The sequence below is a fragment of the Lactococcus sp. KTH0-1S genome, from assembly GCF_052544945.1.
The window spans coordinates 199,755-224,277 of sequence record NZ_CP195165.1; the positions used below are offsets into that span (position 1 = coordinate 199,755).

24 protein-coding genes are annotated in these 24,523 nt (G+C 34.1%); 23 read left to right on the forward strand and 1 reads right to left on the reverse strand.

The genetic code is table 11. The features are described from left to right. Window position 1 precedes the first annotated feature (1 nt). The 11 genes from ACRYLU_RS01020 to glf all read left to right on the forward strand — a co-directional run bounded on the left by ACRYLU_RS01020 (window position 2) and on the right by glf (window position 12,106). Complete coding sequence (locus tag ACRYLU_RS01020) at window positions 2-940, forward strand: glycosyltransferase (protein ID WP_144242766.1); 939 nt, start codon at window positions 2-4, stop codon at window positions 938-940. 8 nt (window positions 941-948) lie between these two features. Beyond that, the gene (locus ACRYLU_RS01025; RefSeq protein ID WP_038602639.1) at window positions 949-1,773 is read left to right on the forward strand and encodes a LicD family protein; all 825 of its coding nucleotides are present in this window, start codon (window positions 949-951) and stop codon (window positions 1,771-1,773) included. Window positions 1,774-1,775: 2 nt separating this feature from the next. Next, window positions 1,776-2,498, forward strand: coding sequence for an IspD/TarI family cytidylyltransferase (locus ACRYLU_RS01030; RefSeq protein ID WP_038598761.1), 723 nt, complete (start codon window positions 1,776-1,778; stop codon window positions 2,496-2,498). Between the two features lie 3 nt (window positions 2,499-2,501). Then, the gene (locus ACRYLU_RS01035) at window positions 2,502-3,551 is read left to right on the forward strand and encodes an NAD-dependent epimerase/dehydratase family protein (RefSeq protein WP_118263596.1); all 1,050 of its coding nucleotides are present in this window, start codon (window positions 2,502-2,504) and stop codon (window positions 3,549-3,551) included. Next, on the forward strand, window positions 3,551-4,498 hold the full coding sequence (locus tag ACRYLU_RS01040; protein WP_270220383.1) for a glycosyltransferase: 948 nt from the start codon (window positions 3,551-3,553) through the stop codon (window positions 4,496-4,498). Before ACRYLU_RS01035 ends, ACRYLU_RS01040 begins: the two co-directional genes overlap by 1 nt. A 12-nt stretch (window positions 4,499-4,510) precedes the next feature. Then, window positions 4,511-5,332, forward strand: coding sequence for a glycosyltransferase family 2 protein (locus tag ACRYLU_RS01045; RefSeq protein WP_038598768.1), 822 nt, complete (start codon window positions 4,511-4,513; stop codon window positions 5,330-5,332). Between the two features lie 34 nt (window positions 5,333-5,366). Continuing rightward, window positions 5,367-6,314, forward strand: a complete 948-nt coding sequence (locus tag ACRYLU_RS01050; RefSeq protein ID WP_052053821.1) for a glycosyltransferase family 2 protein — start codon at window positions 5,367-5,369, stop codon at window positions 6,312-6,314. A gap of 39 nt (window positions 6,315-6,353) precedes the next feature. Beyond that, window positions 6,354-7,781, forward strand: a complete 1,428-nt coding sequence (locus ACRYLU_RS01055; protein WP_038598771.1) for a flippase — start codon at window positions 6,354-6,356, stop codon at window positions 7,779-7,781. A 25-nt stretch (window positions 7,782-7,806) separates the two neighbouring features. Beyond that, window positions 7,807-9,492 carry a hypothetical protein gene (locus ACRYLU_RS01060; protein ID WP_412005755.1) on the forward strand — a complete coding sequence of 562 codons (1,686 nt, stop codon included), beginning with the start codon at window positions 7,807-7,809 and terminating at the stop codon, window positions 9,490-9,492. Between the two features lie 10 nt (window positions 9,493-9,502). Beyond that, on the forward strand, window positions 9,503-10,900 hold the full coding sequence (locus ACRYLU_RS01065) for a DUF2142 domain-containing protein (RefSeq protein ID WP_052053822.1): 1,398 nt from the start codon (window positions 9,503-9,505) through the stop codon (window positions 10,898-10,900). Between the two features lie 63 nt (window positions 10,901-10,963). Further along, window positions 10,964-12,106, forward strand: coding sequence for a UDP-galactopyranose mutase (gene glf, locus ACRYLU_RS01070; RefSeq protein ID WP_038598777.1), 1,143 nt, complete (start codon window positions 10,964-10,966; stop codon window positions 12,104-12,106). 64 nt (window positions 12,107-12,170) lie between these two features. On the opposite strand, the gene ACRYLU_RS01075 is transcribed toward glf, so the two are convergent. Continuing rightward, window positions 12,171-14,243 (reverse strand): GH25 family lysozyme, encoded by a 2,073-nt coding sequence (locus tag ACRYLU_RS01075; RefSeq protein ID WP_098393098.1) that lies wholly within the window; start codon window positions 14,241-14,243, stop codon window positions 12,171-12,173. 383 nt (window positions 14,244-14,626) lie between these two features. On the opposite strand from ACRYLU_RS01075, the gene guaB reads away from it, so the two are divergent. From guaB to ACRYLU_RS01135, 12 genes are all read left to right on the forward strand, one after another. Further along, a complete protein-coding gene (gene guaB / locus ACRYLU_RS01080; RefSeq protein ID WP_003129822.1) occupies window positions 14,627-16,108 on the forward strand; it encodes an IMP dehydrogenase in 1,482 nt (493 codons plus the stop codon). Between the two features lie 175 nt (window positions 16,109-16,283). Further along, window positions 16,284-17,459, forward strand: a complete 1,176-nt coding sequence (gene yqeH, locus ACRYLU_RS01085; protein WP_014571938.1) for a ribosome biogenesis GTPase YqeH — start codon at window positions 16,284-16,286, stop codon at window positions 17,457-17,459. A 68-nt stretch (window positions 17,460-17,527) separates the two neighbouring features. Then, window positions 17,528-18,031 carry an NUDIX hydrolase gene (locus ACRYLU_RS01090; protein WP_003129825.1) on the forward strand — a complete coding sequence of 168 codons (504 nt, stop codon included), beginning with the start codon at window positions 17,528-17,530 and terminating at the stop codon, window positions 18,029-18,031. A gap of 83 nt (window positions 18,032-18,114) precedes the next feature. Further along, complete coding sequence (gene hflX / locus ACRYLU_RS01095; RefSeq protein ID WP_038598784.1) at window positions 18,115-19,359, forward strand: GTPase HflX; 1,245 nt, start codon at window positions 18,115-18,117, stop codon at window positions 19,357-19,359. Between the two features lie 45 nt (window positions 19,360-19,404). Next, window positions 19,405-19,719, forward strand: coding sequence for a ribosome assembly RNA-binding protein YhbY (gene yhbY / locus ACRYLU_RS01100; RefSeq protein ID WP_003129828.1), 315 nt, complete (start codon window positions 19,405-19,407; stop codon window positions 19,717-19,719). A 46-nt stretch (window positions 19,720-19,765) separates the two neighbouring features. Further along, on the forward strand, window positions 19,766-20,365 hold the full coding sequence (locus ACRYLU_RS01105; protein ID WP_038602651.1) for a nicotinate-nucleotide adenylyltransferase: 600 nt from the start codon (window positions 19,766-19,768) through the stop codon (window positions 20,363-20,365). After that, complete coding sequence (gene yqeK, locus ACRYLU_RS01110) at window positions 20,358-20,948, forward strand: bis(5'-nucleosyl)-tetraphosphatase (symmetrical) YqeK (RefSeq protein WP_445081083.1); 591 nt, start codon at window positions 20,358-20,360, stop codon at window positions 20,946-20,948. Before ACRYLU_RS01105 ends, yqeK begins: the two co-directional genes overlap by 8 nt. 45 nt (window positions 20,949-20,993) lie before the next feature. Beyond that, window positions 20,994-21,419: a GNAT family N-acetyltransferase gene (locus ACRYLU_RS01115; protein ID WP_038598792.1), complete on the forward strand. Its 426-nt coding sequence runs from the start codon at window positions 20,994-20,996 to the stop codon at window positions 21,417-21,419. 165 nt (window positions 21,420-21,584) lie between these two features. Further along, on the forward strand, window positions 21,585-21,944 hold the full coding sequence (rsfS, locus tag ACRYLU_RS01120) for a ribosome silencing factor (RefSeq protein WP_003129832.1): 360 nt from the start codon (window positions 21,585-21,587) through the stop codon (window positions 21,942-21,944). Between the two features lie 100 nt (window positions 21,945-22,044). Continuing rightward, window positions 22,045-22,779 (forward strand): class I SAM-dependent DNA methyltransferase, encoded by a 735-nt coding sequence (locus ACRYLU_RS01125; protein WP_038598795.1) that lies wholly within the window; start codon window positions 22,045-22,047, stop codon window positions 22,777-22,779. 50 nt (window positions 22,780-22,829) lie between these two features. Then, window positions 22,830-23,999 (forward strand): nucleotidyltransferase, encoded by a 1,170-nt coding sequence (locus ACRYLU_RS01130; RefSeq protein WP_445081084.1) that lies wholly within the window; start codon window positions 22,830-22,832, stop codon window positions 23,997-23,999. A 69-nt stretch (window positions 24,000-24,068) separates the two neighbouring features. Beyond that, window positions 24,069-24,494, forward strand: coding sequence for a hypothetical protein (locus tag ACRYLU_RS01135; RefSeq protein WP_445081085.1), 426 nt, complete (start codon window positions 24,069-24,071; stop codon window positions 24,492-24,494). Window positions 24,495-24,523: the final 29 nt, after the last annotated feature.

The window sequence follows — 24,523 nt, forward strand, 5'->3', positions numbered from 1 at the left end:
AGTGAACATAAGTATCGTTATGACAACTTATAATGGTCAAGAGCACATAATTGAACAGATGGAATCAATTAAAAATCAAACACGTATCCCTGATGAAGTAATAATTTTGGATGATCAATCTTCTGATGATACTGTAAATATTATACAGAACTATATTGAGAAAAACAGTCTAGAAAATTGGGGTATAAAAATTAACTCAGTTAACAAAGGTTGGGCTCAAAACTTTTTTGACGGAATGCGTGAAGCAACTGGGGATATTATTTTCTTATCTGATCAAGATGATATATGGACAGCGAACAAAATTAATGATATGTCAAAGGTGATGGAAGATTTCCCACAAATAGATGTATTGTCAGGTAATTGGTCTTCAAAATTAGAAGGAAATGTAGGGTTTTTATCTAAGTTATATTATTTTGTTGAAAAAATTAAAATAACAAATAATGGAAAGCTCGTTAAGCAACAATTTCGGGATGATGAAGCATATGATAGGCCAGGTTGGACCTATTGTTATAGAAATACCTTCTTTCATGATATAGAAAAATACTATGATGGGTCTTCGCATGATGGTTTTTTATGTAGATATTCAGTTTTTAAAGGATCATTCTATAAGTTAAATGTTTTAACGGGTTATTTTAGACGCCATGTGAAATCAACAACTAGTTATGATGCTCAAATTAAAATGGATAATGTACAGAAAGAAATAAGCTTAAGTGATTCAAAAATAAAAATTATTCAATCCCTTATTAACTATCTTGAAAAATCAGGAGGGAATCAAGCTATAGTTGATAGTTTAAAAATAAGAATGATTTATTTTGAAAAAAGAAAAGACTATATCCGAAAGAAAAGTATATATTTATTTATGAAGGTTTCGTATAAATATTGGCGTTATTCAAATTTGGTGTTTAAAATAAAGGATTTCATGTATTTAATTAGGAAGTAATGAGTGTTATGAAAGAAATAGTAATAGAAGAAATGCGTCAAATACAACTTGCTATACTACAATTTATAGATAAAACTTGTAGAGAAAATAATATAGAATACTCTCTGGGAGGTGGGTCGTTGTTAGGCGCAATCAGACACAAGGGTTTCATTCCGTGGGATGATGATATAGATGTGATGTTGCGCAGGGATGAATATGAAAGATTAATTGATATTTTAAGGGAGAGCAATAATGACTCACAATATAAATTATGGCATTATTCTAATCGTCCTACCTATCAGCCATATGCTAAACTGTATGACAATCGAACTATTTTAGGGAAAAGCCTAGATCATATGTGGACAGGAATAGGTGTTCATGTTGATATTTTCCCAATGGATATTCTCCCTTCAGACAAACTAGAGCGAATAAATTTTATGAAAAAAATGCAAAGTAAAGCTGAAGATTTGGTTTCAACAGGTTTCCCGGCATTTGTGAGTGGATCAAAATGGCAATATGCTTTTGCTCGCTTTTTTCTGCGAGCCCCTCGTTTTTTGAAATATCATGGTAAAAACAAGGAAGTTGCTTCAGATTATGATAATATGAGTAAAAAATACTATCATAGCAATGCAAAAGAAATAGGTTTTCTAGCAAGTAGATATTCTGATAAAGAACATTTTCCTAAAATATTGTTTGATGAATTTGAAGATACCGTTTTTGAAAATTTAAATCCTAGAAAAATAAAAAATCATTCTCGTTATTTAGAACAAATATTTGGAGATTTTATGCAGCTCCCTCCTAAAAATAAAAGGGTAGCACACGATTTTTATACGTGGTATTGGAAAGAAGATTAAAAATGAATATTGGTTTAATATTTGCAGGTGGTACAGGCTCACGAATGAACTCCAAAGATAAACCTAAGCAGTTTTTGGAAGTTCACGGAAAACCAATTATTGTACATACCATAGACTTATTTGAAGAAACAGAGGAAGTGGATGCAGTAGTTGTTGTAATATTGTCTGATTATTTAGGTTATATGGCTGAATTAGTTAAGAAATTCAACTTAAAAAAAGTTAAAGCAATTGTACCAGGTGGTGAAACTGGACAACTATCAATATTTAACGGTCTTGAAGCGGCAGAAAAAATAGCAGAAGGCAAAGAATCTGTTGTTTTGATACATGATGGGGTGCGCCCGTTAATTAACAGTAAAGTTATTCGTGATAATATTGAATGTGTTAAGAAAAATGGTTCAGCTATAACAACAGCACCTGCAAAAGAGACAATTGTACTTGTTAATGGCTCTCAGGAGGTTTCAGAAGTTGTGGATAGAACACGTTCTTTTACTGCTAAAGCTCCTCAAAGTTTTAATCTTTCAGATATTTTAAAAGTTGAGCGTGATGCAATTTCGAAAGGTATTACTGATGCAATTGATTCAAGCACACTTATGGGGATGTATAATAAAACCTTACATATTGTAGAAGGACCATATGAAAATATAAAAATTACAACACCAGATGATTTTTATATGTTTAAGGCACTGTGTGATGCACGCGAAATAGGTCAGATTTATGGAGTATAATCAATGATTACATTTGAAAACAAAATTGTTCAAGAAGATTTAAAACAAATTGTAAGTTCATCTTATATTAATTTTGAAAAACTAAGAGGAAAAACTGTACTAATTACAGGTGTTTCTGGAATGCTAGCTACTTATTTAGCTTATGTTATTTATTATTTAGATGTTCACAAAAATTTTCAAACAAAAATTATTGGTACTGCTCGAAACATGGAAAAAGCAAATGCTAAATTTCAAAGCTTATCAAAAGAATATTTTGAACTTGTTCAGCATGATGTTACTCAACCCTTTGATTATGAAAAAGATATAGATTATATTATACATGCGGCAAGTAACGCTAGTCCGAAATTTATTTCAACAGATCCTGTAGGAATTATCAAAGCTAATACTTTGGGAACAATGAATTTATTGGAGTTGGCAAGAACAAAAAGAATTCAAAATTTTCTTTTCTTATCAACACGCGAAATTTATGGAAAATCAATTAAAAATCTATTAACAGAACAAGATTATGGGGGATTTGATATCCTTTCTCCAAGAGCCTGTTATCCCGAAAGTAAACGAATGGCAGAAACGTTATTGGAAAGCTATTCTGTACAATATGAGATTCCATATACTGTAGCTCGAATTGCTCACTCTTATGGTCCAGGTATGGAAATAAACAATGATGGACGTATCATGAGTGATTTGATTTCAAATGTTGTTAATCATGAAGATATCATTCTAAAATCTGAGGGGACTGCTGAAAGAGCCTTTTGTTATATTTCAGATGCAACTACAGCACTTTTAACTGTTTTGCTAAACGGTGATTCTGGACAAGCATATAATGTCGCAAATGAAGACGAACCTATTCAAATACGAGATTTGGCACAAAAATTAGTATCACTTTTACCTAATGAAAAATTAAAAGTTACGTTTGATATTCCTACTTCTCAAAGTACAGCTTATAGTACAGACGGTAGAACAGTGATGGATATGGCTAAAATAGAAAACTTGGGTTGGAACAGATTAGTTGGTCTCGACTTGGGCTTGAAAAAGACAATAGAAAGTTTTGAATAATGAAAACAGCTGTACTGATGGCAACATATAACGGAGAGAAATTTATTGAAAAGCAATTAGATTCTATAAAAAATCAAGTGCTTGCTCCTGATTATGTTATCATACGTGATGATGGTTCAACGGATGGAACGGTTGAATTTGTTAAAGATTACATAGCAACTAATGACTTAGTTGGATGGAATATCATTAAAAATCAAAGGAACCTAGGATGGCGCTTGAATTTTCGTCAACTGTTGATTGATTCGCAAAATACCGATGCAGATGTTATTTTTTTATCAGACCAAGATGATGTTTGGAATTTGGGGAAAAATAAACGACAATTAGAGATACTAGCTGAGCATCAAGAAATTGAGGTGCTGAGTGCTGATACTGAATTTAATGTGAGTGCTAGTGAAGCAACAGTTCCAACTAATTATATCTTTAAGGATAACGATCAAGAACTTTCAAAATTTCCTATCGAACATTTTTATAAGGCTGGTTTTCGGCAAGGTATGACTTTGGCGATAAAAAAAGAATTTATCAGTAGATTTTTAAAATATTGGAAAGAGGACTATAATTTACTTCCTCATGATGCGCTTATTGAATGTTTAGCTGGATTATTAGAAGTTGGTTATAATTTGAACGAGTGTGTTGCAGTTCATAATCGCCATGAGTCAAATGCAAGCGGCAAAGCAGTCGTAACGCTTAAATCACCAAAAAAGCTTCATATCCAGGAACTTTATGCAAAATATCAAGGATATTATGATGTTATTTATAAGGTTCTTCAGGATAATAATTCGCCGTTAGAACAAGAAGAAAAAGTATACTATGAATTTACAAAAAGACGTATAAGGAGTGCTCAATCTGGTAGTTTTTTTAAAACAATCGGACAGGTGTTAAAAGATTGGAAAAAGTATGAACATTTTTCAAGCCGGATTAGAGATATTTTATTTTCTTTTAAAAAGTAGGACAATAATTAGATGAAAATTTTAGCGGGGATAGTAACTTATAACCCAGATATTGAAAGATTAAGTGAAAATATAGCAGCTGTATATCCTCAAGTTGATAAAGTGCTTATTGTTGATAACCATTCAACTAACTTAGAAGAATTTAAAGAATTTGATAATATTGAAATAATTACTTTAGATAAAAATAAAGGAATTGCTTCTGCATTGAATGAGATAGGAAATTATGCGATAAGAAATGAGTATGATTGGTTTTTAACTCTTGACCAAGATTCAGTTGCCTCTAACAACCTTATTCAAGAATACTTACCTTATTGCAATCTCCCAAAGGCTAGTATACTCACTTGTCATTTTCAAGATGTCAATGATGCTGTTAAAAACGAAACATATAAAGAACCATATAAAGAGGTACAGCTATGTATCACTTCAGGAGCCTTGATGAATACTCTATGTTTTGAAAAGTCATTAAAATACGATGAACGTATGTTTATTGATTTAGTTGATTACGAAATTAATCTTCAATACAGTAAACTTTCCTATAAAATGTATCAAATTAGTTTTATAGGCTTTAAACATGAAATTGGCGAACGGATACATAAAAAATTTTTAGGAAGAGAAATTTATATCAACAATCATTCGGCTATACGACGTTATTATTTTTCAAGAAATACAATTTATTTAATTCGAAAATATGGTTGGAGTAATATAACCAAGGGATTGTTTATAGCTAATAATGGTCATGCTATAAAGGCTATTTTATTTGAAAAACAAAAGTGTAAGAAAACCTGGTTATATATCAAAGGCTTTTTAGATGGTATATTCATGAGTTTACAATAGGTTGGAATTTATACGAAGCAGAAAGGGATGAAAAGTGCAAATCAATGTATTAATGTCCACTTATAATGGAGAAAAGTATCTATCACAACAAATTGAAAGTATAATTGCTCAAACAGAAACGAATTGGCGTTTGATTATTCGTGATGATGGTTCAAAAGATAGTACCCTATCTATCATTGAAAAATTTATAAATGTAGATAAGAGAATTGAACTGGTTAAAGGAGAAAATATAGGCGTTATCAATTCTTTTTTTCAGTTAGTAAAACATTCGAAAGGTGATTTTTACTTCTTTTGTGATCAGGATGACGTCTGGTTACCAAATAAATTAGAAATTATGCTGAATGAAGCTAAGAATTACGACGAGAAAATTCCTTTGTTAGTTTATTCAGATCTGAAAGTTGTAGATAGTAACTTAAAAGTGATGTATGATAGCATGATATCAGAAATCACGGGACCGGCTTGTACAAACCTAAAGGAGGAAATGCGACGTAACTGTGTAACAGGATGTGCAAGTATGATAAATAATGCTTTGGCAGAAGTCTGGGAAGAAACAGAAGACATAATAATGCATGACTGGTATTTAGCACAGGTTGCAGCAGCTCACAATAGTTTAGTATATATAAATAAACCAACCGTTTTGTATAGACAGCACGAAAATAATGTTCTTGGTGGAAAAAAAGGAGATATGACAAGTAAGCTAAATGATATAAAAGCTGATGGTTATACAAATTTAGCGTGGAAAGAGATTTTAAGAGAACAGCGACAACTTTCTCATGTGATGGAGACTCTTTCAGAAAATAATGAAAATAAAAAAGATATAAAAAGATACTTAGATCTTATGAATGATGTATGGTTGAAACGTATTTTTGTAATGTTACATTATCAAAAAGGCAATACTCATAAAATTTATCTGATTTTAAGAACATTATTGTTAGTGACGAAAATAGGTTATAGAAAATTTATGTCTCAAAAAGATATTTGAGGGAAATTTTATTAAAGTTATAAAATGTCGGAGGCCAATTTGAAACTTATAAAAAATATGATATATAGTACATCATACCAGCTTCTGGCTCTCATATTGCCATTAGTTACTGCTCCATATGTATCCCGTATTTTGGAACCTGAAGGAATAGGAATTTTTTCTGTAACGTCAGCCTATGCAACGTATTTCGTTTTGCTAGGGGGGATGGGAATAACTCTTTATGGTAATAGAGAAATTGCTTATGCGATTTCCGATATAAAGAAGAGAAGTAAGTTATTCTTCGAAATCAATGCATTACGAGGGGGAAGTGTTTTGGTTTCATCTATTATTTTTATTATAAGTATTTGGTTCCAACCTCAATACCAAAATTTATATCTGTTACAAGGAATATTGATAATAGCTACAGCACTGGATATATCTTGGTTTTTTATGGGAATGGAAAATTTTAAGGTAGTCGTTGTTCGAAATACAATTATTAGAATAATAACAGTTATTTTAACTTTTATTTTAGTAAGAACTGTAAATGATTTATGGATATATATCCTTCTGGTTGTTATTTCTCAATTATTCTCAAATTTGAGTTTATGGCCATTTTTAAGAAAAAATATTATTTATATCCCCCCAAGAGAATGGAAAGTATTGAGACATCTAAAGCCTACTTTGTGGTTATTCCTTCCACAGATAGCAACACAAATATATCTTTCATTGAATAAAAATATGTTAGGCGTATTAGATGGCATGACTGCAGCAGGATATTTTAATCAGTCAGATACGATTATAAGAGTATCTTTTACCGTTGTGTCTAGCTTTGGAGCTGCATTTCTGCCGAGACTATCTTCCATGTATGCACAGGGACAAACAGAAGATGTGCAAAAGTTAACGCTAAAATCATTAGACTTAAGTTATGCTATATCTTTTTTGATAATGGCTGGAATTATGGGAGTATCTCATACTTTTGCCACATTTTTCTTTGGTAAACAATATGATCAAGTATCAGGTCTTATGTTAGTTCAAGCAACTATGATTATTTTTGTTGCATTAGCGAGTGTTCTTGGTAACCAATACTTACTTTCTTCAGGGCGAACTAAAGAGTTTGCGATTTCTTCTCTTTGGGGGTTAGTTGTTAATATAGCGCTGAATTTGATGCTTATTCCTAAAATTGGAGCAATGGGAGCAGTTATTTCAACGGTTTTCACAGAAGTAGCTACAACGTCATATCAGCTTTGGGTGTTAAGGGATACTTTTACACTAAAAGAAATTTTCCATGGTGTATGGAAATATATGATCGGAGGTGTAGTTGTATTCATAGTCTTGTTTACTCTTAATAATAATATGACTGTCAGTGCATTAAATTATTTAATTCAAACGATTATATCTATATTGATTTATTTGGTTATATTATATGTATTGCGTGCCCCAGTGAATTCATTGGTCTCACCCTATATCAAAAAATTATTAAAAAAATAAAATAGTTCAAATAGTGAAAGTAATTATGAAAAAAATAAATAAAAAATTATTGATTTTAATACTTAGTCTAGTTCTGCTGTTATTAGGAATGGGAAATAAAATCAGTGCTGATGCTTTGCCTACGAACCAGACAAGTGTTGAAATAAGGATTACTAATAACGGGGTTCCTATAATTCACACTTCTTACAGTGCAATGAATATTGAACACGCTTATGAGCAAATAAAATCTGGGGAAATTAGTGAAAAGGTAAGAAATTCTGCAGCATGGTTATTAGCAAGCCAAAATACAAACAGTAATGACGCCAATGAAATCGTGTTAAGTAATGGACAAAAAATTGGAAAAGGTATTACTCACACAGATGATGAGATGAATTCAATAATTTCTGGTCTTATGAATGTTGATAAGTTATCACTAATTAGCGAAATTAATCAATCAAATGTAAGGGTTCCTTTTTTGAATCCAGAACATGTTGTATATAAATTTACAAATAGTGATGGTAGTGCAAAGGCGAATATTGAGCAGGGTTATACACTTATACTTGATAATAGCAATAATCTTGTTAAACTAGTAAGAATACAGGATGCTTCTCAAAAAGTGGGGATAGATCTTGCAAATATGGATAGTAAGATTAAATTTACTGCCGATAGCAAGCTAAACGATTTGGCTACAAATTTTGGTCAATATGTTGTAGGGACGAACCAAAAATTTAGTTTTAATCTATCGATAGATAAAGAGACATGGAAACAGGCCGGAAATATTAATCTAGTTCTACCACCAAAATCAAATCTTTCCTTTGACTCTATTAAAGTTTTAACTAATAGCGATGCGGTATCAATGGTAACCAATCCAGCATTAAGTGATGCTATGGTATTCAATTCTTCTTCTCCTGTAGTGGCAGCTAATATTATATTGAATCCCACCCAAAGTGACATATTACTAAGTGTTACTGTACATGTAAATCTTGAGGGAAACAATATAGGTACAAGTAATCCTATGCATACCTCTATGCAAGCTGTTACTGTGAATAAAGATGGAAGTTCAAGTATAGCATCAACTCCTAATTTAGTTATGGCTGGAGCAAATTTTGCAATGACAAGAGAAAATGTTACTCAATTTGCTCAAGGAGGGGAATTTGTACTGGCTAGAACATTAGAAAATTCTTATCAAGTTTATGGCATTAATGGGAAATGGAATAAAGTTGATAATTTAGAAGAACTTCAAAATTCAGATTCTTTGATTTTAAAAGGAGGAAATCGTTACGTATTAGGTAGTGAAAAATCTCAAAAAATTCCTTTAGATGTTTCGAAATTTAACTTCAGTGAAAAAAATAGTAGAAAAATCAATAAAAGTTTAATTCAAATTTTGGGCTTGGCACAGGGGGAAGATTATTTTCTTTACAGAGTTGATAATAATAGTCCATCAAATTCTGATAGAATTTTTAAATTCTCTATTTTTAGTAGAAATTATTTTTCACCAAATAACTCTTTAATGACTAACAACTCTCTAAACAACCCTACTAAACCTCTAGTTGGTATTGTAGGACAAATTCCTGATTATGTTGCAGGAGCAAATGAGTATAATAATATATCTTTAGATAGTAGCAAGGATAATATAAATAAGAATAAGCTTTCTATCTTTGGGGGAATTGGGATTGTTGGAGTCTTGGTCCTATTGGTCTCTATTTTGATTGTAAAGCAAAGATGGCTGTGAGAATTAAAAAATGAAGAAAAGAACGGAAAAAAAAATAATCTCTCCTTCAATCTATGAGAGAAAAAATAACTTGCATAAAATTTATCTTATTGTTAGTGTTGTACTCGGAATGATTCTTGCAATTGGAATGCCTTTATTTAATGAACCGGACGGTCAATATCACTATGTAGTTAGTTCATACATGTCTGGCTTATCAAACGATATATCCATATATAATGAAAAAGAAATTGGTACGGGAATAGATCAGCAGGTTGTTTCATATCAGCAGGGAAATTACTTTAATAATTATTATCTAACCAAGATTGAAAAAATACCAATGAGTAAGCAACCGCGTGCGGGCATCATCCCAAGTATAAAATCTTATAATTTCTGGGGGCATGTCATTCCAGCACTAGGAATATGGATTGGGAATAAGATTTATCCTTCTATTGGTGTTATGGTAGTTACGGCGAGGATTATTTCAGTATTTATTAACTCGCTATTAATGTTTCTAATTATAAAATTTTCAGAAAAAGGGAAATTGGTCTTTGCTACTCTTGCTTTATCACCAGTCGTGCTAAATTCATTTGCAAGTTTGTCTTATGATTCCCTTAGTTTTATATTGGTAGCATGGTTTATGGCTATAGTGATTAATAGTTTAGTTGAAAATCGGATTAAGTGGTGGCGTTGGGGAGAGTTAATACTTGCATCAGGGGCCATTTATTTTGGAGCTAAAACTAATTTTAAAGTTTTACTACTACTAGTTCCTTTTTTAGCAGGAATGTATATTTTCCCAAAATCTTCCAAGATAATTTTCTTAGAATTTAATAAAATTTGGAAAGATAAAAATCGGAGATTATTTGTATCAGCAGGATTAGTAGTTATGATTGCAAGTATAACGGCTTATTTATTGATTTCGCATGGTGGACTTCTTTATAGTGTATACAGATTTATAATTAATTATGCTGTGAATTTGAGGGACTATTTGTCGGTGAGCTCGGTATTCTATAACCTATTAGGTTCACCGTATCCTAATATCAATTATACACCTGCTTGGGTAAGTATGATTTGGTTTATAGTATTGTTTGTTGCCTTGCTTAGTGAGGATAAATTTATCAGAGGTAAGCTTATCCCTTTGATAAGTGGGATAGTATTTTTATTAGGGATAGTAGCAGTTTATTATTCTTTCATGACATACACTCCGACAGGGGCACCAGTCAGTAATGCTACGGCGGTAGGGCAGATGCAAGGATTGCAAGGAAGATATTTTACTCCTACTTTGTTTTTATTATTGTTTATTACTTGTCATGAAAAATTTAAAATTAAAATTAATGGACAAAAAGGTGTATTAATGTTTATAATGAGTATTGCAATCGTTACAAACATTTTATTACTATTTTCTACATTGTTTGGTATTTATTATTTATAATAAAAATATCAGATATCAAATTTTGATAAAACATTTAATGAAATATAGATATCAGGAGAAAAAATGAAATTTAATAAAAAAAATTATGATTATCTTATTGTTGGAGCAGGACCTTATGGTTCGATATTTGCCCATGAAGCTGCAAAGCATGGTAAAAAATCTTTAATTATTGAACGTCGCTCTCATATTGGTGGGAATATGTATACTCATAAAGAACATGGAATCAATGTCCATGATTATGGAGCTCACATTTTCCACACCGATAATAAAATGGTTTGGGATTACGTCAATCAATTTACAGAGTTTAATAATTATATTAATCAAGTTGTTGCGAATTATAAAGGGGAACTTTATAACCTTCCTTTTAACATGAACACTTTTTATCAAATGTGGGGGGTAAAGACTCCAGAAGAAGCGGCTGCTAAGATTGAGGAACAGAAGGAAAAAGCAGGAATTTCAGGAATCCCTAAAAATCTAGAAGAACAAGCAATTAGTTTGATTGGTACTGATATCTATCATAAACTTATTAAAGGTTACACTGAGAAACAGTGGGGACGTAAAGCTACTGATCTGCCCTCATTCATCATCCGCCGTCTTCCGGTTCGCTATACGTTTGATAATAATTACTTCAATCATCGTTATCAAGGGGTTCCAGTTGATGGTTATACTGCAATCTTTGATAAAATGCTTGATTCTGACCTTATCGATGTTCAAACAGGTGTAGATTTTTTCAGTGATAAAGAAGTATTTTTAGAAGAATTTCCAAAAATTGTTTATACGGGAATGATCGATCAGTTTTTTGATTATTCTTTTGGAGAACTGGAATATCGCTCTGTACGCTTCGAAACAGAAACTGTAAAATCTGACAATATTCAAGGAAATGCGGTCATCAATTATACCGATGCAGAAACACCCTATACTCGTGTGATGGAGTGGAGACATTTTGATAAAAAAGCTGACGAGGGATATACGATTTTAACGAAAGAGTTTCCTCAAAATTGGGATCGTACAAAAGAAGCCTATTATCCAGTTAATGATGAAAAAAATTCTAAGCTTTTTAGAAAATATAAAGAAGAGACTAAAAAATATCCAAATGTTATTTTTGGAGGGCGCTTAGGTAATTATCAATACTATGACATGGATCAGGTCTTTGGAGTGGCTTTAAAGGCGGTTGAGAAAGAATTTAAAGATTTAGATAAAAATTGAAGCTCAATAATGAAAAAATTCGGTAAAATATTTTACCGAATTTTTTTCATTATTTGAGATTTTTCTATTTTGGAATTACTTTCATTTCAATGGCTTCCATACGAAGGAATTTTCCAACGGTACCAGATATCTCACCGTTTGCCACCCAATTTTGCCACCCAATTCCCTGAACATGTGCACGATAACTAACGTTAAAGTATGTTGCAATGTCTCCACTTAGTTTCAATCTAATTGCTTCATCACGCAAGTTCTGATTTGTTGTACCAGATATTTCGAAATTAAATACCCAGTTTTGCCACCCGATGCCTTGGACCTGGCTTTGATAAGTTATTCCACCCGTAACCCCAGAAGAGATATTTTTAATCTCAGCTTTAATGGCTTCTATTCTTAGAAATTTTCCAGTTGTACCAGACATTGTACCATTTGTTACAGGGGCTTGCCAACCAATATTTTGTATGTGGGTAACATATTCAATTGTTGGGGTTGTTAGATAAGGAAAAGACGTAGAACCTGAAGAGGATGGAGCAGAGCTCCCTTTTTTTACAAGTTGAATCTGTATTGCTTCTATTCGATAGCTCATCGCTGTTGTTCCAGAAACTTGCCAGTTTTTAGTCCAAGCCATCCATCCAATATTTTGGACGTGTGCTCGATAGTATATATCATATTCTTGTGCAATTGGTCCAGTTAATTGTAAACGAATAGCTTCCATTCGTTTAGATTGTCCCACAGTTCCAGCTATCTCACCATCAGATGCAGTCACATTTTGCCAACCTATTCCTTCGATAAACACTTGATATTGTATGTGACTTCCGGCCATACTTTGAGGAAGATTTATCAGAGAGGCTTTTAATGATTCTGATCTAAGATTTTTTCCTGTTGTTCCAGATGTTTCACCATTATATGATGGTCCTTGCCAGCCAATTCCTTGAATCTGTGTTTGATATGAAATCGATGGACTAGAGTTTGGAATCCATTTTGCATAAAGTGTCATATTTGAGTTAACGATACTTGAAAAATTGTATGATTGAGTAAGGGCTGAGTCACTATACCAACCTGAGAAGTTATACCCTGTTTTAGTTGGATTAACGGGTTGTGTAATCTTATTTCCAGCGACTATATTTTGACTGACAATGTTATTTCCACCATTTGTATTAAAAATTACAGTATATGTTAGAGGCTTAGAATTGTCTGTAAAGAAATTACTATAATCAATTGAAGTATCAACAGCATTGGCTTTTAAGTTAGGGGTTCCTTGATAATACATCTGACTTGTATATTGCCAAGCACCATATTGCGTATTCTGAAGATTACTAGAAGATGGTTTGCCGTATAGATATTGAGCAGCCCAAAGATTTTTGGGACCACCTAATGTATTATAGTTCATTTGACAAGTTGCTGTATTTGTTCCAATCCACGAAGCAGAGGTATAAAACTTTGTGTTGCTATAACCATTTGTTTTGAGCGTATTAGCAAATTGCACACCTGCTGTTGCCCAATCAACCGTTATGGGATTGGGGCCGATAATATTTCCAGAGCCATCTCTATAAGGTTGCTCGCAGTCCATAATCATTACAATGTTGCTAGACAATCCAAAAGATTTAGCTATCTTTGCAAAGTATGCAGCTTCCTGTATGGCTAATGAATTTGCAGCACTTTGTGAATTGGCTCCTGTTAAGCGTGCGTAGTGATAAACTGCAACATTTAAGCCGGCATTCTGTGCCATTTTAATTTGATTTGCAGCATATGGGTTCGTATAATTAGTTCCTTCGGTTAGTTTAACAACGATTGACTTGACACCAGATGCCTTAAGAGAATTAAAGTCTGCTTGTGTCATCCATGATTGATAGCTAGCAATATCTACAGCATCTTTTCTTGGCAGTGTATTATCATCTGACTTGAGATCAGAGGGAACATTGGCAGCTGGAGCTGCAGCAAACAAACGTGCTCTGATATTAGGAGTTGTCGCTGATGTATCACTACTACTGTCCTTGGAAGTTTCTTGAGTTTGAATTTGCTCAATGTAGTGCCCCATCGGGGTGTTATCTGAACTAATAGTGTCTTCAGCTAATACTGGTTTTGTAAATAGTAATCCAGAAAAGAGTATTAGTGAAATAATGTGAGTTTTTTTCAGTTTCATTTCTAAAATTATTGCTTTCTTTTGATTGGTTGTGAGGTAAATGAGAGTTATTATTATATTTTACAATGATAATAAAAAAGGAATGTTGCTTTTTAGTAAAAACAAATTAATTATTTAATTATTTTGTTTTTAATTTGACTTAAAGTGTAATTTAAGCTCGCTTTTTTTAACTTGCATAATATATGTTACCATATTTAAGGCGAGTTTATGAAATAATAAGGTAATTATGAGTTTAAATTATGCATATTTTTTATTTAATCTGTTTCCTACTGTTGAAATGCTTAGGGAATAGTGGTAGAATAGTAAAAATAAAAAATTGGCGAATGCCATAGAAATATAGCTATATTGCGTATATATAGCACGATAATGGAGGAATATTTTCGATGTCAAACTGGGAAACTAAGTTTTTGAAAAAGGGATTTACTTTTGATGATGTATTGCTGATTCCAGCAGAGTCTCATGTTTTACCAAATGAGGTGAGTATGAAGACAAAGTTGGCTAAAAATTTGACTTTGAATATTCCAATTATCTCTGCTGCCATGGATACTGTAACTGACTCAAAAATGGCTATTTCAATGGCGCGTCAAGGTGGACTTGGTGTAGTTCATAAAAATATGTCTGTTGAGGAACAAGCTGAAGAAATTCATAAAGTGAAACGTTCAGAATCTGGTGTTATTACAGATCCATTTTTCTTGACTCCAAATCATAAAATTGAAGAAGCTGAAAACTTGATGGCAACTTACCGAATTTCTGGCGTACCAATCGTCGATACGCTTGAAAATCGTAAATTGGTAGGGATTATTACTAACCGTGATTTGCGTTTTATTACGGATTATAATCAACAAATCAAAAACATGATGACTTCTGAAAATCTGATTACTGCTCCGGTTGGAACAACTTTAGATACAGCTGCTCGTATTTTGCAAGAGCATAAAATTGAGAAATTACCTTTGGTTGATGAAGCTGGTAAATTGGCTGGTTTGATTACAATTAAAGATATTGAACGTGTGATTGAATTCCCAAATGCTGCTAAAGATGAGCAAGGTCGTTTGCTTGTTGCTGGAGCAGTTGGTGTATCTTCTGATACTTTTGAGCGTGCGGAAGCTTTGTTCGCTGCTGGAGCTGATGCGATTGTTATTGATACGGCTCATGGACATTCAGCTGGTGTTTTACGTAAAATCCGTGAAATCCGTAATCATTTCCCAGACCGTACTTTGATTGCTGGTAATATTGCTACTGGTGAGGGTGCTCGTGCTTTGTTTGAAGCTGGTGTTGATGTGGTTAAAGTTGGGATTGGACCTGGTTCTATCTGTACGACTCGTGTTGTTGCTGGTGTAGGTGTTCCGCAAATTACAGCCATTTATGATGCGGCAAATGTGGCGCGTGAATTTGGTAAAACAATCATCGCTGATGGTGGGATTAAATATTCTGGTGATATTGTTAAGGCGCTTGCTGCTGGTGGAGACGCTGTTATGCTCGGTTCAATGCTTGCAGGTACTGACGAATCTCCTGGGGAATTTGAAATCTTCCAAGGTCGTAAGTTTAAAACTTACCGTGGAATGGGAAGCCTAGCAGCCATGAAAAAAGGTTCTAAAGACCGTTATTTCCAAGGGGCTGTTAATGAAGCTAACAAACTTGTTCCAGAGGGAATTGAAGGACGTGTGGCTTATAAAGGAACAGCGACAGATATCGTTTTCCAAATGCTTGGTGGTTTGAAAGCAGGAATGGGATATACTGGTGCGGCTGATATTACTGCTTTGCATGATTCAGCACAATTTATCGAAATGTCTGGTGCTGGTTTGAAAGAATCACATCCGCATGATGTACAAATTACTAAAGAAGCACCTAACTATTCTGTACAATAAAAATTACTGACAAGAATTCTGTCAGTAAAAAAAGGGAATTGACAAGTTGTCGTTCTCTTTTTTATTTTGAAATTTACTGACAGAAAAATTTGTCAGTAAAAAGATGATAAAAATAGGTCTTTTATTATAGGAAAAAAGGCTAAAAATGCTGTTGAAATGTGGTATAATAAGCAATATGATTGAAAATGAAAATACAATGGAAGATTTGTACTGTATTGGTTGTGGTGCAAAAATTCAAACTGAGGATAAAAATGCACTTGGCTTTTTGCCTGCGGGTGCTTTGAAGAAAAAAATAGCTGAACGCGACCAAATGGAAGCTGTTCAGGCTGGAGATGAGGGAAGCGAAGCTTCTATCAAAACTGAGGATTTATACTGTCAGCGTTGTTTCCGCTTGCGCCATTATAATGAGATTGCACCGACAAGTTTGACGGATGCAGATTTTTTGCGTTTACTTAAAGAAATTGGTCAACATGATGCTTTGATTGTCAATGTGGTTGATATTTTTGACTTTAATGGCTCTTTGATTCCTAACCTTCATAAATTGACTGGTGGAAATGATTTACTCATGGTTGCCAATAAACGTGATGTTTTGCCAAAATCACTAAAAGTTGGGAAATTAACTGCTTGGTTGAGAGAACAAGCGGCTTCACGTTCGCTTAAACCTAAAGATATTTTAGTGACTTCAGCTCAAAATAAAGATGATGTGGCTGAATTGATGGAAGCTATTGAATACTACCGCCGTGGGCGTGATGTCTATGTGGTTGGGGTAACGAATGTTGGTAAATCAACTTTGATTAATGCAATTATTAAATCAGCTTCAGGTTCTGAGGATGTGATTACAACTTCACGTTTCCCTGGGACAACTCTTGATAAGATTGAAATTCCGCTTGATGAAGATTCGGCATTGATTGACACACCGGGAATTATTCACCGTGGGCAAATGGCTCATTATTTGGAACCAGAAGATTTGAAATACGTGTCACCGCGTAAAGAAATTAAGCCGAAAACTTATCAGCTCAATCCTGAACAAACATTGTTCTTTGGTGGTTTGGCACGTTTTGATTTTATAAGTGGCGAACGTCAAGGAATGACGGCTTATTTTGACAATGAAATCAATGTTCACCGGACGAAACTTGAAGGTGCGACTGAATTTTATGAAAAGCATAAAGGAGAACTCTTGGCTCCTGCTTTAGTTGGTGCCAAATTGGTTCGTCGTGAGTTTAAAATTACTGACAAATCGGATATTGTCTTTTCTGGTCTCGGCTGGGTTCGTGTCCCACAAAAAGCAGTTGTGGCAGCTTGGGTGCCAGAAGGTGTGGATGTAGTTGTTCGTAAGGCTTTGATTGGGTAAAAAAATTCACAGTTTGTCTTGTAAAATTACTGACAGAATTTCTGTCAGTAAAATCTTGGAGAATTAAAATGGAAGAGACTAGTCAGGATATTGGTTTTACGCGTAATAATCAATGGTTTCGATATCGGGCAGCTGGAATTATTATTAAAGATGATGCTGTTTTAATGGTTGGCAATGACCACAATGATTATTATTATTCGGTTGGTGGTGCCGTGCAACTGGGTGAAACGGCCGAGGAGGCTTGTCTGCGTGAGCTTTATGAGGAAACTGGTTTACAACTTGAAATTGAAAGATTAGCTTTTATCCATGAAAATTTTTTTACAGGTCAGGAAAGTGATTTTTTAAATAAGGTCAATTGTCATGAATTGAGTTTTTATTTTCTGATGAAACCACTGACAGAAAATCTGTCAGTAAAATCGGAGAGTTTTGGGACTGATGGTAGCAAAGAATTTTTGAAATGGATTCCAATTGCTGAGTATAAAAATTACAAAGCTTTCCCGACATTCTTTGCTGACGAGCTGAAAAATCTGTCAGTAAATTCTCAAATCAAAAGAATTGTGACAACTGAATAAATAAATGAGCAGAGTTTGACTCCATAACAATTTTAGTCTAAACTCAGCTGACAAAAATAAAAAAGGAAAATTTTACTAAAAATTTGATAGATTTAGAAGAAAAACAAGAAAGAGTTCTCCTTGCAGGAGTGGAAACAGCTGAAAATTTTCAGGCTTTTGAGTCATCAATGATTGAACTTGCTGAACTGACAAAAACAGCTGGCGGCTTGGTTATTGACCAATTCACTCAAAAAAGAGAACGTCCAGATAGTCGGACAATGATTGGTTCTGGAAAATTAGAACAAATGCGTTGGGCGATTGAAGTGGGTGAAATTGATACGGTTATTTTCAATGATCGCTTATCACCAAGGCAAAATGTCAATTTAGAAGAAGCTTTGGGTGTCAAAGTCATCGATAGAATGCAATTGATTTTGGATATTTTTGCTATGCGTGCACGCTCGCATGAAGGAATGCTCCAAGTTGAAGAAGCCCAGCTCAATTATCTTTTGCCTCGTTTGGTGGGACAAGGGATTATGCTCAGCCGTCAAGGTGGGGGAATTGGTTCTAAAGGGCCGGGTGAAACCAAGCTTGAAACAGATCGACGTTATATTCGCACTCGAATTGAAAACATTGATAAAGCCCTCAAAAAAGTTGAAAAAACAAGGGAAAATATTCGCCAAAAACGCTCAAAATCAGGAATTTTTCGGATTGGTTTAATTGGTTACACCAATGCCGGAAAATCTAGTATTATGAATGCTTTAGTTGGTCTTGATAAAGAACAATATGAGCAAAATGAACTTTTTGCGACTTTGGATGCCACAACAAAAGCAGTTAAATTGGTTGAAGATTTTACGGTGTCACTGACCGATACTGTCGGTTTTATCCAAAACCTGCCAACAGAGCTGATTAAAGCATTCAAATCAACACTAGAAGAATCAGCTAATGTTGATTTACTGATTCATGTTGTGGATGCTAGCAACCCTCACCATGAAATTCATGAACAAACAGTTTTAAAAATCATGGAAGATTTGAAATTGACAAATATTCCTGTGCTGAATGTTTATAATAAAATGGATATAGCACCAAGTGATTTCTTGCCAACTTTATCGCCAAGTTTGCAACTCTCAATTAAATCTGAAAGTGGCGTGCAATGGCTGAAAACAGCAATTTTGGAAAAATTACATGAACTTTTTGATGCTTTTGAGTTAGAGTTACCTTATGAAAAAGCCTATCAGCTGCCTGAATTACGAAAAAGTGCCTTGGTGCAATCAGTGGTTGAGGGTGAAAAAGGATATCTGATTAAAGGATTGATTGCGCCTGAATTGAGGTGGAAATTACCCAATAATTAAAGGTTGCTCGGAAATTTTAAAAATAGAAATAGGAAAAATGAAATCATGGAAATGAATGGAAAACAAAAACGCTACTTGCGTAGCTTGGCAGTTAATATTAAACCAATTGTTCAAATTGGCAAAAGTGGTTTGTCTAATGAAATTTTGACAAGCATTCGTAATGCTGCTGATGCACGTGAACTAATCAAAGTTAATATTTTACAAAACTCAGATGAAGTGGCAACAGATGTGGCAGAAGCAATTGAAGAAATGGGACTTGATGTGGTTCAAATCATTGGTCGAAATCTCATTGTGTTTAAAGTTTCTGACCGCAAAGAAAATCGCAAAATTTCGGTTGAAGTTAAAAATATTGTGAAATAAAGTGTTCTAAAAAATAATCAAAGACTAAGATATAATGGGTGAACAAATGGCAATAGATTTATTGACTCCTTTTACAAAGGTAGAATTAAAAGCTAAAGAAGACGAGAAACGACGGGCAATCGGACTTTTTTGGGGTAATTTTAATCCTGTTCATGTTGGCCATTTGACAATTGCTGACCAAGTGCGCCAAGAACTTAATTTGGAAAAAGTTGTCTTTTTACCAGAACATAATACTGACGGGCATGTTGCAGCTATGCTGACCGCAGCTATTGAAGATTGTCCTGGTTTAGAAGTAGACGCTTGTCGCCTAAAAGCTAAAGATGGCGCTGATATTTATCAAACGGTGCTTGAGCTTCATGAAGAAAATCCAGATTGTGATTTTTATTTTATTATCGGTGGAGACATGATTTCTGGTTTAGCTCATTGGGGACATATTGATGAGTTATTAGAATTAGTTCAATTCGTTGGGATTCGTCGGCCTCGTTATCGGGCAGGGACTTCTTATCCGATTATGTGGGTGGATGTTCCAATGATGGACATTTCTGGAAATTTGATTCGGGAACAATTGCACCGTGGAATTAAACCACATTTTCTTTTGGCACCGAAGGTTTTAGATTACATTTTGAAAGAAGGCTTATATGTTTGACTTTTATCCAGAAGTGAATTTATCAAGAGAAGATTTGTTAGCTAAAATTGCTAGCATGGTCAAAAAATCACGTTTTGAACATATGCTCGGTGTGGAAAAAGCAGCGATTGCGTTAGCGCAAAAATATGGAGTTGACCCGCATAAAGCAAGTTTAGCTGGACTTTTACATGACTATTGTAAAGAAGTGGATGATGAAACTTTTCTTTCTTTGATTGATAAATATGGCTTAGATGCTGATTTGAAAAATTGGGATAATAATATTTGGCATGGAAAAGTCGGAATTTATAAAATGCGTGAAGATTTCGGACTTGAAGATGAAGAAATTTTAAGGGCGATTGATATTCATACGGTCGGAGATAAAGAAATGTCTGGTTTGGCTAAGGTATTGTATGTAGCAGATTACATTGAGGAAGGTCGAACATTTCCTGGGGTCATTGAAGCCCGTGCCGTTGCTAATCAAGATTTAAATCAAGCAGTTGCTTTTGAAACCATGCGTTTGGTTGAGTATTTGGCAGAACGTCGTTTGACCATTTACCCTCAAACTTTTGAAGCCTATAATGCTTTTATTGGTTATTTGTCTTGAAATATCGTTAGAGATAAACTGCTTATTATGAACAGAGGAAAATGAATGATTAGAAAAGCTGAAATGAAAGATTATCTTGACATTGCTCGCCTTTCTGGAGTACTTGGTTATCCAATTTCTGAAGCGGCTGTGAGGAAAAATCTTGCACGTATTTTAAAAGATGCTGACCATGAATTTCTTGTTTTTGAATTGGGAGAAAGAGTGACAGCTTTCATCGAAGCAGAAATTTATGCTCCGGTTTATGCTGAACAAGTGATGCTAAATGTCTTAGGTTTAGTTGTGGATGAAAAAAATCAAGGACAGGGAATTGGGGCTCAATTACTTAATGCCTTAGAAGAAAAGGCTAAAGCGAGAGAGATTAAAGTTATTAGACTGAACTCCGGAGTGCAAAGGCATGAGGCGCATCAATTTTATGAACATCAAGGTTATACCAGTAATCATTCACAGAAGCGTTTTTTAAAATTTCTCTAAAAATAATGAATATAACAGGCAACTTTTGGTTGCTGTAACTTTTTATGTTAAAATAAGTGGGTCTAGTTTTTACATTTGATTGTAAAGGAGCTAGAGAAAATGAATAATAAATCTTAAAAAGATTTTTAATGAATAAAAAGAGGCAAAAAGTCTCGGAGGAAAGAATTGGATTCAAAAAAATTACTTGAAGTGGTTGTAAAAGCAGCCGATGATAAAAAAGCACTTGATATTGTGGCCTTAGATATGTCTGAAGTGACATTTGTTGCAGATTATTTTGTGATCATGGAAGCAATGAATAGCCGTCAGTTAGATGCAATTGCTGATAATATTGCTGAAGCGGCCGAACTTGCTGGAGCAAAAGCAGCAGGTCATATTGAAGGCGATGCAAAAACAGGTTGGGTTTTGATTGACCTTGGTGATATCGTAGTCAGTGTCTTTGGACATGATGAACGTGGACACTTTAATTTAGAAAAACTTTGGTCTGATGCACCAATGGTAGATATTTCTGGATTTATGGCTGAATAATTAATAGCTTTGTCGGTTTTACTGACAGAGCTCTTATTTATTTTAAAATTTACTGACAGCCCTATTAAAAGAGCTGTCAGTAATTCTAGAAAGGGCTGAAATGGCATTTTACGAAGATTTTTCAAGAGTCTATGATCAGGTCATGGACCAAGAACTTTATGAGCAATGGCTTGATTTTACAAAAAGACATTTACCAAAAGAAACAAAATCAGTTTTTGAGTTAGCTTGTGGCTCTGGTGCTTTATCAGTTCGTTTGGCCCAAGAAGGCTACAAAGTGACCGGACTTGATATTTCTGAAGAAATGTTAACTTTGGCAAGTAAAAAAGCTCGACAAGCCGGTTATCAACTTGATTTTACTGCTGGAGATATGCGCGAACTTTCTGGACTTGGAAAATTTGATGCGGTAACTTGCTATTCTGACTCACTTTGCTATTTGGAAAATTTGGATGAATTACAAGCTACGTTTGATGGTGTTTTTGAAATACTAAATGAAGGAGGAACTTTTATTTTTGATGTGCATTCAACTTATCAAGTAGATGAAGTTTTCCCTAATTACTCTTACCATGAAAATGCGGAAGATTTTGCTTTTTTATGGGACTCATTTGAAGGAGAAGTTCCACATTCTATTGTCCATGAATTAAGTTTTTTCATTCAGGGTTCTGATGGGAAATTTACACGAAAAGACGAAGTTCATGAAGAACGGACTTATCCAATCGACGATTATCTCGCACGCTTGGCAACTGCCGGCTTTAAAGAAGCGATGGTCTGTGCAGATTTTACTGACGAGGCGCCTGGCGAAGAAAGTGCGCGTTGGTTCTTTGTCTGTAAAAAATAATTGAAAAAATATCTCTGTCAGTTACTGACAGATTTTTTTAGAGGTAGAAAATGAATAAGATTACAGGAATTATTGCCGAATTTAATCCATTTCATAAGGGACATGAATATCTTTTGAACCAGATTGAGGGCATAAAAATAGTAGTCATGTCAGGGAATTGGATGCAGCGAGGTGAGCCTGCTATTTTTGATAAATGGACGAGAGCTCAAATGGCTTTAGCTTGTGGTGCTGATTTAGTGGTTGAATTACCTGTCACTGTTTCGGTACAGGCGGCCGATTTTTTTGCAAGTGGTGCTGTGGCTATTTTAAAAAATCTTGGAATTACTGACCTGGCTTTTGGTTCAGAATCAGCAATTGATTATAATGAAATTGCTGATATTTATGAAAAAAGAGGGGAGGAAATGGAAAGTTACATTCAATCATTAGCTGACCAGCTTTCCTACCCTGAAAAAACTCAAAAAATGTGGCAGCATTTTACGGGAATTGAATTTGACGGGAACACACCAAATCACGTCTTAGCTCTTGCCTATGCTAAAGCAGCGGCAGGTAAACAAATTAATTTACAAGCGATTAAACGCGTCGGAAAATTTCATTCACTAGAGCTGACAGAAGGATTTGCTAGTGCAACTGCACTCCGTCAGGAGTTATTTTCACTGACAGAAAGGCAAAATTTACTGACAGAGCAAACTAATCAATCTGTCAGTAATAAATCAGTGCTGACAGACTTGTCAGCAATAAAAAATCATGTTCCGTCAGCCATTTTAGCGGCTTATGCAAGTCCAAAAACTAATTGGGCAGCTTATTTTCCACTTCTGCAATATAAAATTCGAGTTGATGAGCACTTGGAAAATATTTTTCAAGTCAATCAAGAACTTTCTGTCCGCTTAAAAAAGGCGGTCAAATTTGCTAAAAATTTTGATGAATTGGTCGAACAAGTTTATACCAAACGTTATACGAAAGCGCGTGTTCGTAGGCTTTTAACTTATATTTTGTTAAATATTCCAAAGCAGTTTGATTTACCAGAACAAATTCATGTGCTAGGCTTTTCAAAAACTGGTCAGGAAATTTTAGCTCAAAATCGGGGAAAAATTATCAGTAAAATTGGGCAAAATCCATGGGACAACTTGACCCAAAAAGCTGATGAAATTTATCAATTAGGAAATGTTCAATTTGAAGAACAAAATTTTGGTCGAAAACCAATTCGTTCATCAATCAGATAGACATTTACGATAAATATTTGTAAATAACGTAAAAAATATGTTATGATAAAAAGAAAAGGAATTTTTATTATGACTGAAAAAAGTATGAAGAATCTTGTCAAAGTGACGGGGATTCTTAACATCATTGGTGGTGCCTTGGTTGTACTTTCAACCATCGTTTCAATGGCTTCACTATCGCAAGCACTCAATTCAACTGGTTCAAACAGCTTTGAAGCCGGATTTAATGCAGCAAATTCTGGCCCTGCTATGTTTATCAAAATTATTATTGGGTTTGTGGGAATAGCGACATTTGTCCTTGCGATTATTTTACTTCGCCAAAATAGAAGATTCAATTTGAGCAATGCAGCAGCAATTTTAACACTGATTGCAGGAATCTTTGCTTGGGTTATTATATTTGTTTCGCTTGTTTTATGGATTATTGCTGCCGTGTTCTTATTAAGAATGAAAATAAAAGAAGTTGAAGAAAACTCTAATGAAATTTCCTCACAAGAATAATCCCTGATGGAATTAAAGTAAAATCCCGT

What these genes read in the sequence shown, in the direction of transcription:
- ACRYLU_RS01025 (WP_038602639.1), top strand. Translation starts at nt 949, where the DNA reads ATGAAAGAAATAGTAATAGAAGAAATGCGTCAAATACAACTTGCTATA.
- ACRYLU_RS01030 (WP_038598761.1), top strand. Translation starts at nt 1,776, where the DNA reads ATGAATATTGGTTTAATATTTGCAGGTGGTACAGGCTCACGAATGAAC.
- ACRYLU_RS01035 (WP_118263596.1), top strand. Translation starts at nt 2,502, where the DNA reads ATGATTACATTTGAAAACAAAATTGTTCAAGAAGATTTAAAACAAATT.
- ACRYLU_RS01040 (WP_270220383.1), top strand. Translation starts at nt 3,551, where the DNA reads ATGAAAACAGCTGTACTGATGGCAACATATAACGGAGAGAAATTTATT.
- ACRYLU_RS01045 (WP_038598768.1), top strand. Translation starts at nt 4,511, where the DNA reads ATGAAAATTTTAGCGGGGATAGTAACTTATAACCCAGATATTGAAAGA.
- ACRYLU_RS01060 (WP_412005755.1), top strand. Translation starts at nt 7,807, where the DNA reads ATGAAAAAAATAAATAAAAAATTATTGATTTTAATACTTAGTCTAGTT.
- ACRYLU_RS01065 (WP_052053822.1), top strand. Translation starts at nt 9,503, where the DNA reads ATGAAGAAAAGAACGGAAAAAAAAATAATCTCTCCTTCAATCTATGAG.
- glf (WP_038598777.1), top strand. Translation starts at nt 10,964, where the DNA reads ATGAAATTTAATAAAAAAAATTATGATTATCTTATTGTTGGAGCAGGA.
- ACRYLU_RS01075 (WP_098393098.1), bottom strand. Translation starts at nt 14,243, where the DNA reads ATGAAACTGAAAAAAACTCACATTATTTCACTAATACTCTTTTCTGGA.
- guaB (WP_003129822.1), top strand. Translation starts at nt 14,627, where the DNA reads ATGTCAAACTGGGAAACTAAGTTTTTGAAAAAGGGATTTACTTTTGAT.
- yqeH (WP_014571938.1), top strand. Translation starts at nt 16,284, where the DNA reads ATGATTGAAAATGAAAATACAATGGAAGATTTGTACTGTATTGGTTGT.
- ACRYLU_RS01090 (WP_003129825.1), top strand. Translation starts at nt 17,528, where the DNA reads ATGGAAGAGACTAGTCAGGATATTGGTTTTACGCGTAATAATCAATGG.
- yhbY (WP_003129828.1), top strand. Translation starts at nt 19,405, where the DNA reads ATGGAAATGAATGGAAAACAAAAACGCTACTTGCGTAGCTTGGCAGTT.
- ACRYLU_RS01105 (WP_038602651.1), top strand. Translation starts at nt 19,766, where the DNA reads ATGGCAATAGATTTATTGACTCCTTTTACAAAGGTAGAATTAAAAGCT.
- yqeK (WP_445081083.1), top strand. Translation starts at nt 20,358, where the DNA reads ATGTTTGACTTTTATCCAGAAGTGAATTTATCAAGAGAAGATTTGTTA.
- ACRYLU_RS01115 (WP_038598792.1), top strand. Translation starts at nt 20,994, where the DNA reads ATGATTAGAAAAGCTGAAATGAAAGATTATCTTGACATTGCTCGCCTT.
- ACRYLU_RS01125 (WP_038598795.1), top strand. Translation starts at nt 22,045, where the DNA reads ATGGCATTTTACGAAGATTTTTCAAGAGTCTATGATCAGGTCATGGAC.
- ACRYLU_RS01130 (WP_445081084.1), top strand. Translation starts at nt 22,830, where the DNA reads ATGAATAAGATTACAGGAATTATTGCCGAATTTAATCCATTTCATAAG.
- ACRYLU_RS01135 (WP_445081085.1), top strand. Translation starts at nt 24,069, where the DNA reads ATGACTGAAAAAAGTATGAAGAATCTTGTCAAAGTGACGGGGATTCTT.